Source organism: Demequina silvatica (genome assembly GCF_000971215.1).
Classification (GTDB): Bacteria; Actinomycetota; Actinomycetes; order Actinomycetales; family Demequinaceae; genus Demequina; species Demequina silvatica.
The window spans coordinates 313,403-332,846 of record NZ_BBMA01000003.1; the positions used below are offsets into that span (position 1 = coordinate 313,403).

Annotated in this window: 22 protein-coding genes and 2 tRNA genes; 13 read left to right on the plus strand and 11 right to left on the minus strand. The window is 71.7% G+C overall.

What is annotated here, in order from left to right:
* Positions 1 to 2: 2 nt before the first annotated feature.
* Positions 3 to 938, minus strand: coding sequence for a cysteine synthase A (cysK, locus tag AOM05_RS05405; protein ID WP_062520083.1), 936 nt, complete (start codon positions 936 to 938; stop codon positions 3 to 5).
* Positions 939 to 1,312: 374 nt separating this feature from the next.
* Here cysK and AOM05_RS05410 point away from each other — a divergent pair, with 374 nt between their 5' ends.
* From AOM05_RS05410 to AOM05_RS05430, 5 genes are all read left to right on the plus strand, one after another.
* A complete protein-coding gene (locus AOM05_RS05410; RefSeq protein WP_062520085.1) occupies positions 1,313 to 1,786 on the plus strand; it encodes an SRPBCC family protein in 474 nt (157 codons plus the stop codon).
* 73 nt (positions 1,787 to 1,859) lie between these two features.
* On the plus strand, positions 1,860 to 2,330 hold the full coding sequence (locus AOM05_RS05415; RefSeq protein WP_082097286.1) for an SRPBCC family protein: 471 nt from the start codon (positions 1,860 to 1,862) through the stop codon (positions 2,328 to 2,330).
* Between the two features lie 112 nt (positions 2,331 to 2,442).
* The gene (locus tag AOM05_RS05420) at positions 2,443 to 2,859 is read left to right on the plus strand and encodes a DUF1761 domain-containing protein (protein WP_062520089.1); all 417 of its coding nucleotides are present in this window, start codon (positions 2,443 to 2,445) and stop codon (positions 2,857 to 2,859) included.
* A 35-nt stretch (positions 2,860 to 2,894) separates the two neighbouring features.
* Positions 2,895 to 3,842, plus strand: coding sequence for an aldo/keto reductase (locus AOM05_RS05425; RefSeq protein WP_062520090.1), 948 nt, complete (start codon positions 2,895 to 2,897; stop codon positions 3,840 to 3,842).
* A 78-nt stretch (positions 3,843 to 3,920) separates the two neighbouring features.
* Positions 3,921 to 6,770 (plus strand): aminotransferase, encoded by a 2,850-nt coding sequence (locus tag AOM05_RS05430; RefSeq protein ID WP_062520092.1) that lies wholly within the window; start codon positions 3,921 to 3,923, stop codon positions 6,768 to 6,770.
* 173 nt (positions 6,771 to 6,943) lie between these two features.
* On the opposite strand, the gene AOM05_RS05435 is transcribed toward AOM05_RS05430, so the two are convergent.
* Positions 6,944 to 7,014 (minus strand) — tRNA-Gly (locus AOM05_RS05435).
* An 89-nt stretch (positions 7,015 to 7,103) separates the two neighbouring features.
* Here AOM05_RS05435 and AOM05_RS05440 point away from each other — a divergent pair.
* Positions 7,104 to 7,177, plus strand: a tRNA-Pro gene (locus AOM05_RS05440).
* A 31-nt stretch (positions 7,178 to 7,208) separates the two neighbouring features.
* Here the strand turns inward: AOM05_RS05440 and AOM05_RS05445 are convergent.
* Both AOM05_RS05445 and AOM05_RS05450 read right to left on the minus strand, forming a co-directional pair.
* Positions 7,209 to 7,685, minus strand: a complete 477-nt coding sequence (locus AOM05_RS05445) for a hypothetical protein (protein WP_062520093.1) — start codon at positions 7,683 to 7,685, stop codon at positions 7,209 to 7,211.
* Between the two features lie 72 nt (positions 7,686 to 7,757).
* Positions 7,758 to 8,177 (minus strand): DoxX family protein, encoded by a 420-nt coding sequence (locus AOM05_RS05450; RefSeq protein ID WP_062520095.1) that lies wholly within the window; start codon positions 8,175 to 8,177, stop codon positions 7,758 to 7,760.
* 207 nt (positions 8,178 to 8,384) lie between these two features.
* On the opposite strand from AOM05_RS05450, the gene AOM05_RS05455 reads away from it, so the two are divergent.
* Entirely contained in the window at positions 8,385 to 9,287 is a 903-nt protein-coding gene (locus AOM05_RS05455; RefSeq protein WP_062520097.1) for a hypothetical protein, read from the plus strand.
* Positions 9,284 to 9,835, plus strand: a complete 552-nt coding sequence (locus AOM05_RS05460) for a hypothetical protein (RefSeq protein ID WP_062520099.1) — start codon at positions 9,284 to 9,286, stop codon at positions 9,833 to 9,835. The genes AOM05_RS05455 and AOM05_RS05460 overlap by 4 nt, the downstream gene beginning before the upstream one ends.
* A gap of 4 nt (positions 9,836 to 9,839) precedes the next feature.
* On the opposite strand, the gene AOM05_RS05465 is transcribed toward AOM05_RS05460, so the two are convergent.
* Positions 9,840 to 10,226 carry a DUF1304 domain-containing protein gene (locus tag AOM05_RS05465; RefSeq protein ID WP_062520253.1) on the minus strand — a complete coding sequence of 129 codons (387 nt, stop codon included), beginning with the start codon at positions 10,224 to 10,226 and terminating at the stop codon, positions 9,840 to 9,842.
* Complete coding sequence (locus AOM05_RS05470) at positions 10,226 to 10,810, minus strand: GNAT family N-acetyltransferase (protein WP_062520100.1); 585 nt, start codon at positions 10,808 to 10,810, stop codon at positions 10,226 to 10,228. The genes AOM05_RS05465 and AOM05_RS05470 overlap by 1 nt, the downstream gene beginning before the upstream one ends.
* 32 nt (positions 10,811 to 10,842) lie before the next feature.
* Between AOM05_RS05470 and AOM05_RS05475 the strand changes: the two genes are divergently transcribed.
* Positions 10,843 to 11,400, plus strand: coding sequence for an NYN domain-containing protein (locus AOM05_RS05475; protein ID WP_062520101.1), 558 nt, complete (start codon positions 10,843 to 10,845; stop codon positions 11,398 to 11,400).
* A 13-nt stretch (positions 11,401 to 11,413) separates the two neighbouring features.
* Here AOM05_RS05475 and AOM05_RS05480 read toward each other — a convergent pair whose 3' ends face one another.
* Both AOM05_RS05480 and AOM05_RS05485 read right to left on the minus strand, forming a co-directional pair.
* On the minus strand, positions 11,414 to 12,631 hold the full coding sequence (locus AOM05_RS05480; protein ID WP_062520103.1) for an MFS transporter: 1,218 nt from the start codon (positions 12,629 to 12,631) through the stop codon (positions 11,414 to 11,416).
* Complete coding sequence (locus AOM05_RS05485; RefSeq protein WP_062520104.1) at positions 12,628 to 13,053, minus strand: MarR family winged helix-turn-helix transcriptional regulator; 426 nt, start codon at positions 13,051 to 13,053, stop codon at positions 12,628 to 12,630. Before AOM05_RS05485 ends, AOM05_RS05480 begins: the two co-directional genes overlap by 4 nt.
* A 183-nt stretch (positions 13,054 to 13,236) precedes the next feature.
* Here AOM05_RS05485 and tig point away from each other — a divergent pair, with 183 nt between their 5' ends.
* Complete coding sequence (gene tig / locus AOM05_RS05490) at positions 13,237 to 14,562, plus strand: trigger factor (RefSeq protein ID WP_062520106.1); 1,326 nt, start codon at positions 13,237 to 13,239, stop codon at positions 14,560 to 14,562.
* Between the two features lie 86 nt (positions 14,563 to 14,648).
* Here tig and AOM05_RS14185 read toward each other — a convergent pair whose 3' ends face one another.
* The 3 genes from AOM05_RS14185 to AOM05_RS05505 all read right to left on the minus strand — a co-directional run bounded on the left by AOM05_RS14185 (position 14,649) and on the right by AOM05_RS05505 (position 16,286).
* Complete coding sequence (locus tag AOM05_RS14185; RefSeq protein WP_062520107.1) at positions 14,649 to 15,191, minus strand: DUF4190 domain-containing protein; 543 nt, start codon at positions 15,189 to 15,191, stop codon at positions 14,649 to 14,651.
* Positions 15,192 to 15,275: 84 nt separating this feature from the next.
* On the minus strand, positions 15,276 to 15,689 hold the full coding sequence (locus tag AOM05_RS05500; protein ID WP_062520108.1) for a DUF4190 domain-containing protein: 414 nt from the start codon (positions 15,687 to 15,689) through the stop codon (positions 15,276 to 15,278).
* A 123-nt stretch (positions 15,690 to 15,812) separates the two neighbouring features.
* Complete coding sequence (locus AOM05_RS05505) at positions 15,813 to 16,286, minus strand: hypothetical protein (protein WP_062520110.1); 474 nt, start codon at positions 16,284 to 16,286, stop codon at positions 15,813 to 15,815.
* Positions 16,287 to 16,463: 177 nt separating this feature from the next.
* Here AOM05_RS05505 and AOM05_RS05510 point away from each other — a divergent pair, with 177 nt between their 5' ends.
* The 3 genes from AOM05_RS05510 (at position 16,464) to clpX (ending at position 19,265) form a co-directional block, all read left to right on the plus strand.
* On the plus strand, positions 16,464 to 17,042 hold the full coding sequence (locus AOM05_RS05510; protein ID WP_062520256.1) for an ATP-dependent Clp protease proteolytic subunit: 579 nt from the start codon (positions 16,464 to 16,466) through the stop codon (positions 17,040 to 17,042).
* Positions 17,039 to 17,734 (plus strand): ATP-dependent Clp protease proteolytic subunit, encoded by a 696-nt coding sequence (locus tag AOM05_RS05515; RefSeq protein WP_062520111.1) that lies wholly within the window; start codon positions 17,039 to 17,041, stop codon positions 17,732 to 17,734. The genes AOM05_RS05510 and AOM05_RS05515 overlap by 4 nt, the downstream gene beginning before the upstream one ends.
* A 274-nt stretch (positions 17,735 to 18,008) precedes the next feature.
* On the plus strand, positions 18,009 to 19,265 hold the full coding sequence (gene clpX, locus AOM05_RS05520) for an ATP-dependent Clp protease ATP-binding subunit ClpX (RefSeq protein ID WP_062520112.1): 1,257 nt from the start codon (positions 18,009 to 18,011) through the stop codon (positions 19,263 to 19,265).
* Positions 19,266 to 19,444: the final 179 nt, after the last annotated feature.

Genomic DNA, 19,444 nt, shown 5'->3' on the forward strand with positions numbered 1-19,444 from the left:
CGTCAGTCCATGAGGTCCGAGTAGAGGACCGAGGACAGGTAGCGCTCGCCGAAGGACGGGATGATCGCGACGATGGTCTTGCCGGCGTTCTCGGGACGCTTCGCGACCTCGATGGCGGCGTGGAGCGCCGCGCCCGAGGAGATGCCCACCAGGAGGCCCTCCTTGCGCGCCGCCGCACGGGCGGTGGCGACCGCGGTCTCCGCGTCGACGTCGAAGATCTCGTCGTAGATCTCGGTGTTGAGGATCTCGGGCACGAAGTTCGCGCCGATGCCCTGGATCTTGTGCGGGCCGGGCTGGCCGCCGTTGAGGATGGGCGACTCGGCGGGCTCGACGCCGATGATCTGCACGCCGGGCTTGCGGGCCTTGAGGACCTCGCCCACGCCGGTGATCGTGCCGCCGGTGCCGATGCCGGCGATGACGATGTCGACCTCGCCGTCGGTGTCGTTCCAGATCTCCTCCGCGGTGGTGCGGCGGTGGATGGCCGGGTTGGCCTCGTTCGCGAACTGACGGGCCAGGATCGAGCCGGGGCGCTCCTCGGCGATCTTGTTCGCGGCCTCGACCGCGCCGCGCATGCCCTCGGGGCCGGGGGTGAGGACGAGCTCCGCACCGAAGGCACGCAGCAGGGCGCGGCGCTCCTTGGACATCGTCTCGGGCATGGTGAGCACCACCTTGTAGCCGCGCGCGGCGCCGACCATGGCGAGCGCGATGCCGGTGTTGCCGGAGGTGGCCTCGACGATGGTGCCGCCCTCGGACAGCGAGCCGTCCGCCTCGGCGGCGTCGACGATGGCGACGCCCAGGCGGTCCTTGACGGAGTTCGCGGGGTTGTAGAACTCGAGCTTGCCGAGCACGGTCGCGTCGACGCCCTCGGCGAGGGCGTTGATCTTGACCAGCGGGGTGTTGCCGATGAGGGCGGTCACGTCCTCGTAGATGCGTGCCATGGGTTTACTTCCTCTTTTCCCTTGAGAGGTGGGGACTTCTGGGTGCACAACACAGGAGCATCGCGATTGATGCCGGGGCGAGCGCTGGGTGAGGGCGAGGCTCGGCGGCTAGGCCGGGCGAGGCGCTTCCAGCGCTCTACAGACAGCAGCAGCCGCAGCAGCGGCAGCGGGTGTCACAGGGAGCGCACGTCGGGACGGCAGAGGCGGGTGCGGGGGCCGCACTGCGCTCGATGCTCATCGTCCAGACCTTTCGTGGGCTTCGGGGTCAGGCTAGCGCCGCGCCCGCGGCCGGGGCAACCCTTCGCGCGCATCGCCGCGCCTGCTATTACGGTGGGACCAGGGGCGCGCCCCGAGCGCCCCGCGAAGGAGGGGTCATGCCCGGGCCGCTGGATGTCTCGGTCGAGCGCGAGGGGCTGGTGCCCGCCGCCGCGAAGGACGTCTGGCACGCGCTGACGGACCCCGACCTCCGCGTCGAGGTCTTCACCATGGTGAGCCAGGCCGTCACGGAGGCCGGTATCCCGGGTGAGGTGGGGCACGTCCTCCAGCTCACCGAGACCGACGCCAGCAGCGACCCCGTGGTGGTGCGCCTCACCACCGTCGCCGCGGACCCGTACCACCGCCTGGTCCAGGAGAGGGTGGGCGAGGACGGCACGTTCACGTGCACCACGTTCCTGTCCGAGTCCGAGGACGGGACCCTGGTGCGGCGCGTCTTCCACGTCTATCACGCGGACCCGTCCATCGCGGAGCGCGCGATGCGGCGCGCGATCTCCCGGTTCTTCACCCTGGGCGGCACGGTGCGGCTCAAGGCCGACATCGGAGACCTCATCAGGCACTTCTCCTCGCGATGAGCGCGGGGGACGATGCGGGGGCCGGGGGCTGCGCGGGATAGCCTGGGCGGACGGCCGGCAGAGGGGATCGACGATGGTCGGGCACAGTGTGAGCGTCGAGCGCGAGATCGCGGCGACCGTGGAGCGGGTCTGGGAGATCATCACCGACCTCGACTACGCGGCGGAGGTGATCCCGGCGATCGTCAGCCTCGAGCGTCTCGCGGGCGAGGGCTACGAGGTCGGCGTCCGGTGGCGCGAGACCCGCAAGATGTGGGGCCGCGAGGAGACCGAGGAGATGGAGGTGGTGGCGTCCGAGGCGCCGCGCACCACCAGCATCCACGCCGAGTCCCGCGGCACGCGGTACCTCACCGTGTACACGCTCGAGCCCACGGGCTCCGGCACACGCCTGGTGTGCGACTTCTCGGCGGAGACCCCGGACCCGGGCCCGGCGCAGCGGATCGGCTGGTTCGTCTTCGGCAGGGCGGGCATGCGGGCGACTCGCAAGGCGCTCGACCAGGACCTCGCGCACATCGCGGCCGCCGCCGAGGGCCGCGAGCCCGCCTGAGGCGACCCGGCCGCGCGACGCGACCCGCGCATCGTCCCCCCTGGTGTCTCACGGCGGCGATACGCTCCGATGGAAGGGCCGCAGCGGCGGCCCGCGGACCCGGGGAGGGGTCATGGACTGGTTCACGTTCGAGGGCATCGACTGGATCGGGGTGCTCGTCGCGTTCGTGGTGAGCTTCGCGATCGGGTGGTGGTGGTACTCGCCCGCCGGGTTCTGGAAGGTGTGGCGCGACAAGGCCGGGGTCACCGACGACCTCATGAAGGACGCCAACATGGGCGCCGCGTTCGGCGGGACCATCGTGTTCAACCTGCTCGGTGTGATCCTGCTCGCGATGCTGATGGTCGGGCTGGGGATCGACTCGTGGGGCGGCGGGCTGGCGCTCGGCGCGGTGATCGGCCTGGTGTTCCGCGGCGGCGCGCACGCGATCCACAACGGCTTCGCGGTGCGCAGCCCAGGTGTCACGCTCATCGACACCGCGCATGACACGGTCGCGCTCGGCATCGCCGGCCTGATCCTCGGGCTGTTCTAGGGGAATCTTCCCGGCAGGCGATGGTTGATGCTTGCATGACAACTGAGATCGCCTCCACCACCCTCGGATCCCTCGACCTCTCGCGCGCGCCGCTGGCTCTCGGCGGCAACGTGTTCGGCTGGACCGCCGACCGCGACGCGTCCTTCGCCGTGCTCGACGCCTTCGTCGGCGGCGGCGGGGTCATGATCGACACCGCCGACTCGTACTCGGCGTGGGTCCCCGGCCACTCCGGTGGCGAGTCCGAGGCCGTCATAGGCGAGTGGCTCGCGCGCCGCGGCGGTCGCGACCGCGTGCTCATCGCGACCAAGGTGAGCCAGCACCCGGAGTTCTCCGGGCTGTCGGGGGACAACGTCGCGGCGGCCGCGCGGGCGAGCCTCGCGCGCCTCGGCGCGGACCACGTCGACCTCTACTACGCGCACTTCGACGACGAGTCGACGCCGCTCGAGGAGACCGCCGCGGCCTTCTCCCAGCTGGTCGACGAGGGCCTGGTGCGCGAGTTCGCGCTGTCCAACTACTCGCCCGCGCGCATCGACGCGTGGCTCGCGATCGTCGAGCGCGAGGGCCTGCACCGGCCCGTCGCGCTGCAGCCGCACTACAACCTGGTCGAGCGCGACTTCGAGGGCGGCCTGCGCGACGCCGCCGAGCGGCACGGGCTTGGCGTCCTGCCGTACTGGGCGCTCGCGAAGGGCTTCCTCACCGGCAAGTACCGCGACGGCGCGACCGTCGACAGCCCGCGTGCGGCCGGCGCGTCCGCGTACCTCGACGACCGCGGCCGACGCGTGCTCGCGGCGCTCGACTCGGTGGCGGCGGCGCACGGCGTCGGTGTCGCCTCGGTCGCGCTCGCGTGGCTGCGCGAGCAGCCCTCGGTGGTCGCGCCCATCGCGTCCGCGCGGACGGTGGAGCAGCTCGAGCCGCTGCTCGTGGCGATGACGCTCGACCTCTCCGCCGAGGAGATCGGTGCGCTCACGGAGGCCTCGGCATAGGGACGATGCCCGGGTCGCCCAACCCCACGCGCGCGCCGCCGGGCGCGGGGTCGGGTGGCATGACACGATGCGCGCATCATGAACGACGTGCTCTCGCTCGACTCCCTGCGTGATCTGGCCGCCCGCGAGTGGGGCCTCGACGTGGTCGTCGCCCGCGACCTCGGCAGCAACGAGGACCGCAACGTGCTCCTCACACTGGCCGACGGGTCGCGCCGCCTGCTCAAGGCGTCCCATGCAGGGATCGCGCGGGGTGAGCTCGAGGCGCAGGACGCGGCGGTCGCGCACCTGGCGGCCGCCGGGGTCGCGGTGCCGCGCGTGCATCCGGCTCGCGATGGCCGCGCGGTGGTGCCGCTTTCGGGTGGGGGGCACGCGCGGCTGCTCGATTTCCTCGAGGGTGAGCCTCCGAGCGGCGCCCGCCTACCCGCCGGGCTGCCCGGCGCGCTCGGTGCGACCGCCGGGGCGGTGGTTGCGGCGCTGGAGGGTTTCGACCATCCGGGCCTCGGGCAGGGCGGCGACTGGGACCTGCGCGAGGCGCGCCGGGTGCTCGACGAGGCGCTGCCGGTGCTCGGCGGGGCGTATCTCGAGGAACTGCCCGGCCGGCTGGCCGAGGCGGAGTTCCAGCTCCTTCACGTGCGCGATGCGCTCCGCGTCCAGCCGATCCACGGCGACCTGACCGCGGACAACGTGGTGGTGGATGTGGACGGCGCGATCGCGGGCGTGATCGACTTCGGCGACCTGGGACGCGGGTGGCTCGTGGCGGAGGCCGCGGTGCTCGCGTGCTCGCTGCTGCAGCACGACGGGCCGGCCGTCAGCGACGCGTTCGATGCGATCGCCGCGTTCGACGCGGTGGTGCCACTCTCCCGCGAGGAGATCGCTGCCGTGTGGCCGTTGGTGGTGTCGCGGGCGGTGGTGCTCGCGGCGGCGGGGGAGCGGGTGCTGGCCGAGGACCCGGGCAACGCTTACGCGCGCGTGCGTCGGGTTCTCGAGGACCGCATGCTGGAGCGCGCGCTCACGCTCGGGTACGACGAGGCCGAGCTGCTCCTTCTGCAGAGGCTTGGGCGGGTGGCGCCGGCGGCGCTCGAGGGTCTCGCGCCGATGGTCGCAGGGGTGGCGGCTGCCCCTGAGGTGGACCTCTCGGTGCTGGGCGATGCCGGCGACGGGGGAGAGTGGCTCGCGCGCTCGTGGCCGGAGGACGCGCTGAGGGTCGCCGCGGTCGATGGGGCCGCCGTCACGCGCCACGGCGAGCCTCGGCTGACCCCGGAGGCCGCGACCGGTGACGTGCCGCGATCCGTCGCGCTCGGGGTGGACGTCCTGGTGCCGGCTGGCACCGAGATCCGCAGCCCGGGTCCGGGGTTCGCGGCGACGCACGGGCCGCGCGCCCTCGCCGTCCAGCTCGAGACCGGGGTAACCGTCTACCTGTCGCGCGTGTCGACCGTGGTGGGTCCGGACCACGAGATCTCCACGGGCACGCTCCTCGCGCGCGCCGACGGGCCGTTCCACGTGCAGGTCTGCGCGGTCCCGGGGCTGATCCCGCCGGAGATGGTGACGCCGGAGCAATCCGACGCCTGGACCCGCCTGTGCCTCGACCCGGCGCCGCTGTTGGGGAGGGTGACCGGCGCATCGTCCCTCCGCACGCCGGGCGACCTGCTGGAGGCCCGCGACGCCGCGTTCGCCCCGGTCCAGGAGCACTACTACGCCGCGCCACCGCGCATCGAGCGAGGCTGGCGCCACCACCTGCTCGACACCGACGGTCGCGGGTACCTCGACATGGTGAACAACGTCGCGATCCTGGGGCACGGCGAGCCGCGCATCGCCGACGCGGTCGGGCGCCAGCTGCGGCGCCTCAACACCAACTCGCGGTTCCACTACGAGGCGGTGGTCGAGCTGTCGGAGGCCCTCGCGGCCCGCGCACCCGAGGGGCTCGACACCGTGATGCTGGTCAACAGCGGATCCGAGGCCGTGGACCTCGCGATCCGGGTCGCGCGCGCCGCGACCGGCCGCACGGACCTCCTCGCGCTCACGGAGGCGTATCACGGGTGGACCGTGGGGGCGGATGCGATCTCGACGTCGCTGGGCGACAACCCGGGCGCGCTCGACTCGCGGCCCGACTGGGTCCACCTGCTCGACGCGCCCAACACGTACCGCGGGCGGCACCGGGGCGCGGATGCGGGAGGCTACCTGGAGGACGCGCTCGCGCGGCTGTCCGCGATGGAAGATGCCGGGGTCGCGTTGGCGGGGTTCGTCGCCGAGCCGATCTTCGGCAACGGCGGCGGGATCCTCCTGCCCGACGGGTACCTCGCGGGTCTGTACGAGGCGGTGCGGGCGCGCGGCGGCGTGGTCGTGTCCGACGAGGTGCAGGTGAGCTACGGCCGCCTGGGCGGGCACTTCTGGGGATTCGAGCAGCAGGGCGTGGTGCCGGATGTGATCGCGGTGGCGAAGGCGATGGGGAACGGGCATCCGCTGGGCGCGGTCATCACCACGCGCGCGATCGCCGAGGCGTTCGCGGTGGAGGGGTCGTTCTTCTCGTCCGCGGGTGGCAGCCCGGTGAGCTGCGTGGTCGGGTCGACGGTGCTGCGCGTGCTCGACGAGGACGGGCTGCAGGAGAACGCGCGGGTGATCGGCGCGATGCTGCGGGACGGTCTGGTGGGGCTGTGCGCGCGGTTCCCGGCGCTCGGTGCGGTGCACGGGATGGGGCTCTACCTGGGCATCGAGGTGGTTGCTGGCGGGCCGGATCAGCCGGACCCCGCGGCGGCGCGCGAGATCTGCGAGGCGATGCTGCTCGAGGGTGTGGTGGTGCAGCCCACCGGCGATCACAAGAACGTACTCAAGATCAAGCCGCCGCTCACGATCGACTCGGTGGCTGTGGATCGGTTCCTGCGCGCGCTCGAGCGGGTGATGGAGCGGCGGGAGGCGTGGGCGGCGTTGTGAGCGCGGGTGCGGCTGGTTTGCTTCGGCGCGGCCGGTTGGATTGATAGCCCGTGCCAGATCCGTCGCGACTTCTCTGCACGATCCGATCAGCGGAGCGAGCCGACGCCGCTGCGGAGCGCGTGGGCGTCGCTCGGGAACGCGGAAGGCCCCTCCGGAGAGGGGCCTTCAGTTCGAGCGGGTGACGGGAATCGAACCCGCACCATCAGTTTGGAAGACTGAGGCTCTACCATTGAGCTACACCCGCGAAGCCGACCGGCGCTGACGCGCGCTCGGCGCGTACTAGAGTAGCGGAGCCTCGCCGCGACGAGGAACATCGCCCGATCTCGGGTGACACGGGGTGTAGCGCAGCTTGGTAGCGCATCTGCTTTGGGAGCAGAGGGTCGCAGGTTCAAATCCTGTCACCCCGACGTGGCCGCCGTCGGTGCGGGCGACCCGTCCCTACGGCCCGACGATCTCGAACGGGATGTAGCGCTCCGCCCAGTCGCACGGGGCCCACTCGACGGCGTCCGGGAACCGGCTGCTCACCACGAGGAGCCGCCCTTCCGCGGACGGCGGCTCGGTGCCGGCGTAGGGAGAGACCTCGACCACCTCGTCGTAGTCCTCGTCCTCCTGCCGGAGCAGGCACAGCAGGTGCCCCTCGGGCGGGCCGACCGCGGTCCATCCCTCCGACTCGGGGAACATCTCGCGATACGCCTCGCGCGCCGCGTCCGGCCCCTGGTCTTCCGGGTCGATCACCTGGGCGATGAGGCGGATCGGGTCGTCGTCGTCCCGGCCCTCCGCGGACGTCACCACCGTCGCGCCGTCGGGGACCTCCGGCGCTGCCGGGTAGTCGAAGCTCGCGCCGTACGCCGGAAGGCAGCCGCTCAGCGTCATCGCCGCGAGGGCGGCCGCCAGCCAGGCGCCACGGTTCGTCATGGCGGCAGTTATAGCAGCCCGGACGCGACGCGAGGGGGCGACCCGACCGGGCCGCCCCCTCGCGTGCTCGCCTTACGCGATCGAGATCAGCGGCTCGGTGATGGTGAGGCCGACCGCCGCGCCCTGGCTCGCGAACAGCAGGAACAGCGCGAGCGCGCCGCCGATGAGGCCCAGGTTCTTGTTGAACGAGATCTGCTCGGTCTGACGCGCCTGGGCGTCGGTCTCCTTCCAGAACGCGTGCATGAAGAACGTCACGGGGATGAGCGTGGCCGCGATGAGCAGCGCGCCGATCTCGCCGTAGAAGCCCAGCAGGATCATGAGGCCGCCGACGCCCATGGCGATGCCGGAGAGGATCACGCCGGCCTTGCCGCCCGGGGCGCCCTTGTAGTTCGCGTACTGCGCCATCGCGTCGGCGCTCGCGATGTGGCCGACGGCCGAGAGAAGGAAGATCAGCGCGATCAGGATGCGCGCGATGAGGAAGACGGTGTCCATTGCCAGTCCTTTGATTGCTTGTAGGTTGAAGTAAATGTAGGGGCATGCGGTTGATGTGTCAACTACTGCGGTCGGGGGACGATGCGGCGGCCGGGGGCCGCGCCCAAGCTCGCGGGGTCGCGGGGAGCGCGGGCAGGCGTGGTGCTTGCCCCGCGCGCCGTCGGATCCCGGTGCTTCAATGGAGAAGGCGCGATCGAGGGGGACTCGATGGGGACGGACGCGGTGCTCGAGGATGACGGCCTGTCGGAAGGCATCGTCCGCACGTACCTCTACCTGCGCGTCGCCGTGGCGGCCATGGTGGTGCTGCTGTTCGTGGGGCTGGGCGTCTACATCGCCCGCTCCGGAGAGTGGCTGAGCTCGATGAGCGCGTACTTCTACACGCCCGTCCGCAGCGTCTTCGTCGCGACGCTGTTCGCGGCGGGGGTGCTCGCGATCGTGATCCGCGGGCGGCGAGGTCTCGAGAACAACCTGCTCGACGCCGCCGGCCTGCTGCTGCCGATCGTCGCGGCAATCCCCACGCCACTCAAGGGCGACGAGGGCAAGGCATGCCCGCGCAGGGAGATGTGCGTCCCCACCCGCTACCTCGAGCTCGTGGACGTCACGGTGACCAGCCTCGCGATCGTGGCCGCGGCGGGCCTGGTGTTCGCCGCCTTCACCCTGAGGGCGCGCGGGTGGGGCGACCCGGTGGACCGGTGGGGGCTCGGCGCCGCCGTGCTGTTCTGGATCGCGTTCGTGCCGGGCTTCTGGGGATGGTGGGGCGCCGGCGTCGAAGGCCTCATCCTCGACCTCGGGCACTACGCAGCGGCCATCGGCGCGATCGTGGCGATGATCCTGGTGGCGATCATCAACGCGCGCCACAGCAGGCGCACGTTCCACGTATCCGGCCGGGTGGTGCGGGCCGGGCCGCTCTACCGCGCGATCGCGTGGGCCATGGGCGCGGTGCTCGCCGTCGGCGCGGTGGTCGGCGTCATCGAGCTCACGCGCGGCACCGCGGACCAGAGCCACCTGGTGTTCTGGCTCGAGTTCGGCGTCCTGGGCCTGTTCGCGCTGTTCTGGACCGTGCAGACGGTCGAGTACCGCGACACGGGCCTGCCCGCAGGCGCGCGATGACGGTGGAGGGCGGTGCGCCCACGGAGGCGCAGCGCGCCCGCCGCACGGTGGGCGCCTTCGTGGTCGCTACGTCGACCATCATCTGGTGGCCCGCCTTCCAGCTGGGCGCCTGGGGTCAGGTGTTCTTCGAGCAGATCCTGCTCCTGTGGGCCGCGGCCACCGCCGCGCTGCTGGTGGTGCTGGTCAAGCAGGGCGGCCCGCGGCCGGCGTGGCCGCTGCTCGCGAGCCTCGCGCTGCCGAGCCTGTGGGTGGTCGCGGAGCTCGCGACCCCGCCCGGGGGCGGTGCGTTCGGCTCGGTGCTCAGGTGGTTCGGAGCCGCGGTGACTCTGGTGGGCCTCCCGGTCATGCTGTGGGTGCTGCTCACCACCCTGCGACACGACCTCATCGAGGTGGTCCCCGTGCGCGGCTGGCTCGCGGCGGCCGCCGTGGTGGTGACGATCGCGGCGCTGAGCGCCGCGCTGGGGTGGCTCCACCCGTACTACCTCACGTGCGAGGACTTCACCGTCAGCGGCAACTCGCCCCCACCCGGCTGCACTCCGGCCTCCTGACCGGTCAGGCCACCGCGATCGCGAGCGTCGCCACCGCGAGCAGCGGCAGCACGCCCTGCTTCGCGGCCGCGCTCGCGTACGCCCGCGAGCCCGCCACCAGCACCAGCGCGGCGAGCGCCATCGAGCCGCAGCCCGCGAACACGAGCGCGGCGCCCGCCGCCGTCTGGTCCAGGGCGAGCAGCACGATCCCCACCACCGCCGTCAGCGCGAGGAACAGGTTGTAGAAGCCCTGGTTGTACGCGAGCGCGCGCGTGGTCCGCGCCTCCTCCTCGGTGGCGATCCCGAACACCTTCCGCGTCGACGGTCGCATCCACGCGAACGACTCCATCCAGAAGATGTACACGTGCACCGCCGCCGCGAGCCCCGCGAGCACCATCGACACGACCAGCATCACCACTCCACCCTCATCACGGCGCGGCCCTGGGTGGGCCGCGACACCTCGATCATGCCCGCCGCCGCGAAGATCGCCCGGGACCCCACGTAAAGGTCGGACACGGTGCCGCCCTCGACACGCGGGTAGCCCTCGACGGCGCTCGCCCCTCCGGCGCGCGCGTGCTCCACCGCGGCGACGGCCAACGCCTTCGCGAGGCCGCGACCCCGGAACCCTCGCCGCACCACGAAGCACGTGACCGCCCACACGCCCGGGTCATCCTTGTCCTCGTCGCGCCCCGACCACGGGATCCGCGCGGTCTGCAGCCGCGGGTAGGCGACGCGTGGCTCGACCGCCACCCAGGCCGCCGGCTCGTCGCCCACGTACGCGACCAGCCCCGACGTGGTCGCCGCGCCCGGCTGGCCGCAACCGGCCTGGGCGACCAGCGCATCGTCCCGTGCCTCGCGGCCCGTGGCCTTCCAGTCCTTCTGGGCGAGCTTGAACCACTGGCACCGGCACGAGTTCGAGTCCCCGCCTTCGCGCATGATCGCGTCGAGATCCTCCCGAGACGCCTGGTTGGCAGGGACGATGCGCGGCTCGCTCATGCGGTCAGGCTAAGCCCGCGTAGGCTCCAGGCATGGCACACAAGCGGGTCACCTACGTCCTGGTCGACGGCGAGAACATCGACGCCACCCTCGGCACGTCCATCCTGGGCCGGCGCCCGCGACCGGAGGAGCGCCCGCGCTGGGAGCGCGTGCTGCGCCACGTCGAGGAGCGCTGGGGCCAGGAGTCGCAGGGTCTGTTCTTCCTCGCGGCGAACAACGAGCTGCCCATGACGTTCGTGCAGGCGCTGCTCGCGATCGGGTTCCGGCCGGTGCCGCTGTCCGGTGCGCCGCACGAGAAGGTGGTCGACATGGCCATCCAGCGGACCATGGAGGCGCTGCGCGAGCGCGACGCCGACGTGGTCCTGGTCAGCAACGACGGCGACTTCGTCGACGGGATGGAGGACCTGCTCGACGGGCGTCGCGTGGGCCTCGCCGGGTTCGTCGAGTTCCGCAACAGCGGGTTCATCGAGCTGCAGGAGCGAGGCCTCGAGTTCTTCGACCTCGAGTACGACGTGCACGCGTTCAACGAGTCGCTGCCGCGCGTGCGGATCATCCCGATCGCCGAATTCGACCCGCAGCAGTTCCTGTAGGCCGCGGACGCGATCAGGCGGCGTCGCCCACGGCGATCGCCTGGGCCTCCACCTCGGCGGGCTCGCCCAGGTGGGCGTCGACGCGCGCGAGCACGCCCCGCGAGGCGGCGACCACGGCCGCGCCCGCGAGCACCGCGATCGCGGCGACCACGTAGGGGAGCCAGTCGCCGGCCTGCGCCGCGAGCCACGCCGCGAGCGGCGGCGCGACGGCACCGCCGAGGAAGCGCACGGAGGAGTACGCGGAGGACGCGACGGTGCGGGGGAGGTCCGTGACCTCCATGACCGCCTCGGTGAACACGGTGTTGAGGACGCCGAGCAGCAGGCCGCCCACCACCACGCACGCGACCAGCGCTGCCGGCGTCGCGACCACGATCGCGGCGACCGCGAGATCCGCCGCGAGCAACGTGAGCGTGACCGCGAGGACGGTGGTGCGGCGCACGCGGGCGGTGAGCAGGGGCGCGACCCAGACCGAGGTGATCGCGACGCCGAGTCCCCATCCGAAGAACGTGAGGCCCAGCCCGATCGCGTCGAAGCCCAGCGGGAACGGCGTGTAGGCGAGCAGCGTGAAGAAGCCGATGTTGTAGAGCAGCGCGGTGATCGCGAGGCGCTGCAGCCCGGGGTGGCGCAGCGCGCGGAAGGGCGCGCTGAAGGGCACCCGGACGCGCGGCGTCGCGTCGCCGCGCAGCAGCACGGCGAGAGCGATGAAGGCGATCGCCATGAGCGTCGCGGTCCCGAAGAAGGGCGCGCGCCAGGACATCGAGCCGAGCAGTCCGCCCAGGAGCGGGCCGATCGCGATGCCGAGGCCCAGCGCGGCCTCGTAGAGGATGATCGCGTTGGCCGCGCCGCCGGAGGCCGCGCCCACGATGGTCGCGAGCGCCGTCGAGATGAAGAGCGCGTTGCCGAGGCCCCAGCCGGCGCGCAGGCCGATGATCTCGTCGACGGACCCGGCCGCGCCGGCGAGCGCCGCGAACACCACCACGAGCCCGAGCCCGGCGAGCAGGGTCCACCGGGTGCCGATGCGCCCGGACACCCAGCTGGTGACCAGCATCGCGAGGCCGGTGACCAGCAGGTAGGACGTGAAGAGCAGCTCCGCCTGCGTGGGGGAGGCGTCGAGCGACTCGCTGATCGCGGGCAGGATCGGGTCCACCAGGCCGATGCCCATGAACGCCACCACGGACGCGAACGCGACCGCCCAGACGGCCTTGGGCTGCTTGAGCAGGGACGCGTTCACGAGGGCTCCTTGTCCAGCGAGGTGAGGATGTCGACGGTGGCGGCGAGGTGCTCCCACGCCTCGCCGTCGAGCGAGGCGAAGTAGGGGGAGAGGGCGCCGCCGAGCTCGGCGCGCCAGTCCTCGATGGCGACGCGGCCCTCGTCGGTGAGCGTGAGGACGGACGCGCGGGCGTCGTCCGGATCGGAGCCCTTGGTCACCAGGCCCTGCTCGCACAGCTGCTGCGAGAGCTGCGTGAGCGCGGGCTGGCTCACCCGGACCGCGGAGGCGAGCGCTCCCACGCGCTGCGGCCCCTCGCGGTCGAGGATCGCGAGCAGCCGCCACGCGGACGCGGGGGTCGAGTTGCCCGTGGCCTGCGCGGCGAGGCGGGTGAGGCGCTGCGTCTGGGAGACCAGCTCCACGATGATCCGGCGACGTGAGTCCATAAGTCAGGAATATAACTCACTTATCGAAAGACGCGCGACGTGACGTCCGTGCGTCGCCGCGCCCCGCATCGTCCCTCCCGAATTGGTCTGCACGCGTGCGGCGCGTACGATTGCAGGGTTGCCCGACCAGCGGGAGCCGACGGAGCCCCCGCGGGCCCCACCATCCAACGCCAGGAGTACGTAGTGACCAGCGCCCTCGAGAAGATCGACGCCACGACCGTCAAGCTCACGGTCAACCTCACCGAGGCGGACCTCGCCGACACCATGAAGCACGCCTACGAGCACGTGGGCAAGCAGGTCCAGATCCCCGGCTTCCGCAAGGGCAAGGTCCCCGCGAAGGTCCTCGAGCAGCGCGTCGGCAAGGGTGCGATCATCGAGCACGCCGTCAACGACGGCCTGCCCGGCTGGTACACCGAGGCGGTCAAGGAGACGGGCATCCGTCCCTTCGGCCAGCCCGAGGTCGAGGTCACCAAGGTCCCCGGCGTCGTCGACGGCGACGAGGGCCTCGAGTTCACCGCCGTGGTCGAGGTGCGCCCCGAGGTGAAGCTCCCCGCCCCCGCCGACCTCACCATCGAGGTCGAGCCCATCGAGGTCTCGGACGAGGACGTCGACGGCCGCCTGGACGCGCTCCGCGAGCGCTTCGGCACCCTCGTGGGCGTCGACCGCCCCGCCGCCGAGGGCGACTTCGTCACCATCGACCTCACCGCCGTCATCGGCGACGAGACCATCGACACCGTGCAGGGCACCTCCTACCAGGTGGGCGCCGGCAACATGCTCGAGGGCATCGACGAGGCCATCACCGGCCTGTCCGCCGACGAGGAGACCACCTTCGAGGGCCCCCTCGCCGCCGGCGACCACGCCGGTGAGACCGCGCAGATCACCGTCAAGGTGACCGCCGTCAAGACCCGCGAGCTCCCCGAGGCGGACGACGACTTCGCGCAGCTCGCCTCCGAGTTCGACACGATCGCCGAGCTCCGCGAGGACCTCACCGAGCAGGCCAAGCGCATCAAGACCAACAACCAGGCCATGGAGGCGCGCGAGAAGCTCCTCGAGAAGCTGGTCGAGGCGACCGACTTCGAGCTCCCCAAGAAGGTCATCGAGAACGAGGTCCACAGCCACCTCGAGAACGAGAACCGCCTCGAGGACGACGAGCACCGCGCCGAGGTCACCGAGGAGGCCACCAAGGCCCTCCGCACCCAGATCCTCCTCGACCAGCTCGCGGACGACCTGGACATCGACGTCGAGCAGCCCGAGCTCCTCGACTACCTGATCAACTCGTCGCGCCAGTACGGCATGGACCCGGGCACCTTCATCCAGCAGGTGGAGCAGGCCGGCCAGATCCCCGCGATGGTCGCCGAGGTCGCCCGCTCGAAGGCCACCGCCTTCGCGCTGCGCCGCGCGACCGTGGTCGACACCGCGGGCACCGCGGTGGACCTCTCCGAGGTCATCGGCTCGATCGAGGACGAGAAGGCCGAGGAGGCCGCGGCCGAGGACGCCGCCGCCGAGTAACCCTCAGCAGACGCGACAGCGCCCGCCCTCCCCTCGGGGAAGGCGGGCGCTGTGCTGTGTGCGGTGTGCGCCGCGGCGCGCTCGCCTCAGCCCGCGAGCGCGTTGATCTCCTGGTCGAGCTCCGTCCAGAAGTCCACGCACTGCGGGTCGTTCGCGCAGCTGACGAACAGAGTGATGCCGATGATGATCGCGATGATACCCAGCACGATCTGCACGTAGCCGAGGATGAGGCCCGCGATCCCGAGGCCCTTGAGCTCCGCCTCGCCGCGGTTCGCGGCGGACACGCCCAGGTGGCCGAAGATCACCCCCACCAGCCCCAGGCCCAGCAGGCTCGTGACGAGCGACGTGATGTTCATCCACGTCTTGGCCCCGGACTGGCCCGGCGGCCGCTGGTACGCGGGCGGGGGAGCGGCCGCGTAGCCCGGCTGCTGCACGCCCGGCTGGGCGTAGGGCGCGGCGGGCGGCGGGGTCGCCGGCTGCGGCCCCGCCTGAGGGGACGATGCGGCGGCCGGCGCGGCGGGTCCGGCCGGATCCGCGGGCGTGGGCTCCGTCGACGGGGCCGGCTGGTACGCGGTGGGTTCCGCGGGCGTCGGCTCCGGCGGGTTCTCGCGGTCGTCTGGTGTGGACATCGTCCCTCCTCGGGTGGCCTTTAGCGGGGCTTCTCCCAGGCTAGCCGCGCGCGCCCTCACGGGCGCGGCGGGGTGCCTGAGGCGTCACGAGCCGGTCGACGTGCACCAGTCGGCGGGGCTGTCGCCGCCGCACTCGAACGCGAGCCAGCCGAAGGCGGCGAACAGCCCGATCAGCACGAGGATGCCGAGCACCGTGATGACGTAGCCGATGATGAGGCCCGCGAGGCCCACGCCGCGGTTGTCCGCCTCGCCGCGCTTCACGGCGCCGAGGCTGAGGTGGCCGAACACGATTCCCGCGATCGCGGTGATCCCGGTGAAGAGGCCGGCGAGCGACAGGACGAGCGCGGTGACGCCCATCCAGTTCTTCTCGGTGCCGGCGACGCGCTGCGGCGCGTAGGGCTGCTGGGCGTACTGCTGCGGCGCGGGCTGCGGCGCCTGCGCGTACGGCGGGACGGGCCGCGGCGCGGCCGGGTCGAACGGTTCCTGGGGCGTGGACATGATCTCCTCCTCGGCGGCCCGGTGGCCGCCTCCTCAGGCGACGCTATCGAGCGTCACCCGGCCCGCGCATCGTCCTCCCGTCCGATCCGGACGATGCGCGGGTCGGGGATGGCCCCGAGGGGGTCAGCCCGTGGTGACCGTGCCCGTCGGGATCAGCGCGACGATCAGCGCGATCCAGATGATGGTGGCGACGATGCCGATGTAGCCGAGGATGAGGCCGGCTAGCCCGAGGCCCTTGTAGTCGGCCTCGCCGCGCTTGGCCGCCGCGACGCCGAGGTGGCCGAAGATCACGCCGAGCAGGCCGAGGCCCACGAGCGACGTCACCAGCGAGGTGATGTTCATCCAGGTCTTCGCCGGGCGGGGGGCGTAGGCGCCGTAGCCGGCCGGGGCCGGGGGAGCCGCGTAGCCGGGCGCGGGGTAGCCCGGCGCGGCGGGCGCCGGGGCCGGGGGCGCCGGCGGGAAGTCGGGGGCGGTGGTCGCGGGCGTCTCCGCGGCGGCCGGCGGGTCCCATCCCTGGTGCGGCTGCGCGCTCGACTCGGCGGGGCGCATCGTGCCTTCCGAGGGCTGCTGGCTGAAGGGGTCGTTGGTGCTGGTCATCGTTCTCCCGTCGTCGTGCGCGTCCCTCGCGCCCCACGCGACACTAGCCGTTCACCCCGTAGCGAAACCAGGGGGGAAACGGCATCGAGGCGTCGGTGCTGCGCGTTACTGTCAACCAGGACGCTCGACAGGAGGAGACACGTGAACGAGATCACGGCACGAGGCGAGGGGCCCGGCATGGCGCTCAACGACTCGATCTTCAACCGGCTGCTGCGCGAGCGCATCATCTGGCTGGGCGACGAGGTGCGCGACGACAACGCGAACGCCATCTGCGCTCAGATGATGCTGCTGGCAGCGGAGGACCCGGACCAGGACATCTATCTGTACATCAACAGCCCCGGCGGCTCCATCACCGCGGGCATGGCGATCTACGACACGATGCAGTACATCAAGCCCGACGTCGCGACCGTCGCGATGGGCATGGCGGCGTCGATGGGGCAGTTCCTGCTCTCGTCGGGCGCGCCCGGCAAGCGCTTCGCGACGCCGCACGCCCGCGTGATGATGCACCAGCCCTCGGGCGGCATCTACGGCACCGCGACCGACATCCGCATCAACGCGGAGCTCATCATGCACATGAAGAAGGTGCTCGGGGAGCTGACGGCGGCTCAGACCGGCAAGAGCATCGAGCAGATCACCAAGGACGCGGACCGCGACCGGTGGTTCACGGCGGACGAGGCCCTCGAGTACGGCTTCGTCGACAAGGTCATCAAGCACGCGGTCGAGGCCGGCGACAAGTCCCAGGGAGGCAAGGCGTGAGCGAGATCCAGCGCGCATTCCAGGCGGCCGGCCGTACGGCGGGCGCCTTCGGCGGCGGGGCGTACGACGCTCCTTCGTCTCGATACATCCTCCCGCAGTTCGAGGAGCGCACGGCCTACGGCTTCAAGCGCCAGGACCCTTACGCCAAGCTCTTCGAGGACCGCATCATCTTCCTCGGCGTCCAGATCGACGACGCCTCGGCGGACGACGTGATGGCGCAGCTCCTGGTCCTCGAGTCGCAGGACCCGGACCGCCTCATCACCCTGTACATCAACTCGCCGGGCGGCTCGCAGACCGCGCTCACCGCGATCTACGACACGATGCAGTACATCAAGCCGGAGATCCAGACCGTGTGCCTGGGCCAGGCCGCGTCCGCTGCGGCCGTGCTGCTCGCGGCGGGCACGCCGGGCAAGCGCCTCGCGCTGCCCAACGCCCGCGTGATGATCCACCAGCCTCGCATCGAGGGCGGCGCGCGTGCGCAGGCCTCCGACATCGAGATCTACGCGGAGGAGATGCTCCGCATGCGTGAGTGGCTCGAGAACACCCTCGCGTTCCACTCCGGCCAGACGCCGGAGAAGGTGCGCGAGGACATCGAGCGCGACACGTTCCTGTCCGCCGCCCAGGCGCGCGACTACGGCCTGGTGGACCAGGTGCTCGAGTCCCGCAAGGGCACGCAGGCGGTCCACTCGTAGGACCCGTCCCTGACGGATGCCGAGGGGCGTCGCGCGCGGATCCGTCCGTGTGCGGCGCCCCTCGGCGCGTCCCTGCATCGTTCGCCCTCGCATCCCGGTCGCGGCGCAGCCGCGTTTCCGGCGCGTCACGAGAAGGTCTCGATTCCATAAGGCGCGTCCCGTCCGCCCTGCTAGGACGGCCGCCCGTCCGTCCGACCGGCGCGCCGCCCCCCGCTTGTCGGACCCCGTAGGTAGCCTGGAGGGGCACGGCGCAGTTCGTGAGAGGAGCCCCCCGATGAACCGACCCGCTGACAGCGGCGACCTGCTCAAGTGTTCGTTCTGCGGCAAGACGCAGAAGCAGGTGCGCAAGCTCATCGCGGGCGGGGGCGTCTACATCTGCGACGAGTGCATCGAGCTGTGCAACGAGATCATCGAGGAGGAGTTCGCGGAGCAGGTCGAGGCCGAGCTCACCGAGCTGCCCAAGCCCCGCGAGATCTTCGACTTCCTGGGCCAGTACATCGTGGGCCAGGACAGCGCGAAGCGTGCCCTGTCCGTCGCGGTCTACAACCACTACAAGCGCGTGCGCGCGGGGGAGACCCGCCTCAAGGGCGACGAGGACCAGGTGGAGATCGCCAAGTCCAACGTCCTCTTCATCGGCCCCACCGGCACGGGCAAGACGTACCTGGCGCAGACCCTCGCCAAGATGCTCAACGTGCCGTTCGCGATCGCGGACGCGACCGCGCTGACCGAGGCCGGATACGTGGGCGAGGACGTCGAGAACATCCTCCTCAAGCTGCTGCAGGCCGCCGACTACGACGTCGACAAGGCCCAGCGCGGCATCATCTACATCGACGAGATCGACAAGGTCGCGCGCAAGGCGGAGAACCCGTCCATCACGCGCGACGTGTCGGGCGAGGGCGTGCAGCAGGCGCTGCTGAAGATCCTCGAGGGCTCGGTGGCCTCGGTGCCCCCGCAGGGCGGGCGCAAGCACCCCCACCAGGAGTTCATCCAGATCGACACCACCAACGTGCTGTTCATCCTCGGCGGCGCGTTCGCCGGCCTCGAGGAGATCATCAGCTCGCGGGTGGGCCGCAAGGGCATCGGCTTCGGCGCGACGCTCAAGGAGGCCGACAACACGGACCTGTTCTCCGAGGTCACGCCCACGGACCTGCACAAGTTCGGGCTGATCCCGGAGTTCATCGGCCGCATGCCGGTCATTGCGACCGTCAACCCGCTCGACGTCGACGCGATGGTCAACATCCTCACCCAGCCCAAGAACGCTCTGGTCAAGCAGTACCAGCGCATGTTCGAGCTGGACTCCGTGGAGCTCGAGTTCGACACGGAGGCGGTCCAAGCGATCGCGGAGCAGGCGCTCGAGCGCGGGACCGGCGCGCGCGGCCTGCGGGCGATCATGGAGGAGGTCCTCCAGGAGACCATGTTCGAGGTCCCCGGTCGCGACGACATCGCCCGGGTGATCGTCACCCGCGAGACGGTGCTCGACCGCGCCCGACCGGCCTTCGAGGGCCCGGTGGAAGAAGCCGGCGCGGCCTAACCTCACCACCCGCGCCCCTCCCGGCGCGCTATGGGGAGATCAGCGACGGTTCTGCAAGGTCCTCGCGCGCTGCGGGGAAATGAGCGACGCTGGGCGCCACGAGCCGGGCGATGTCCCCGGCACCGCGCCGCGGATCGCTCATCCCCAGCGCCGGCGGACCGTGGTGACCGGCCCCGCCG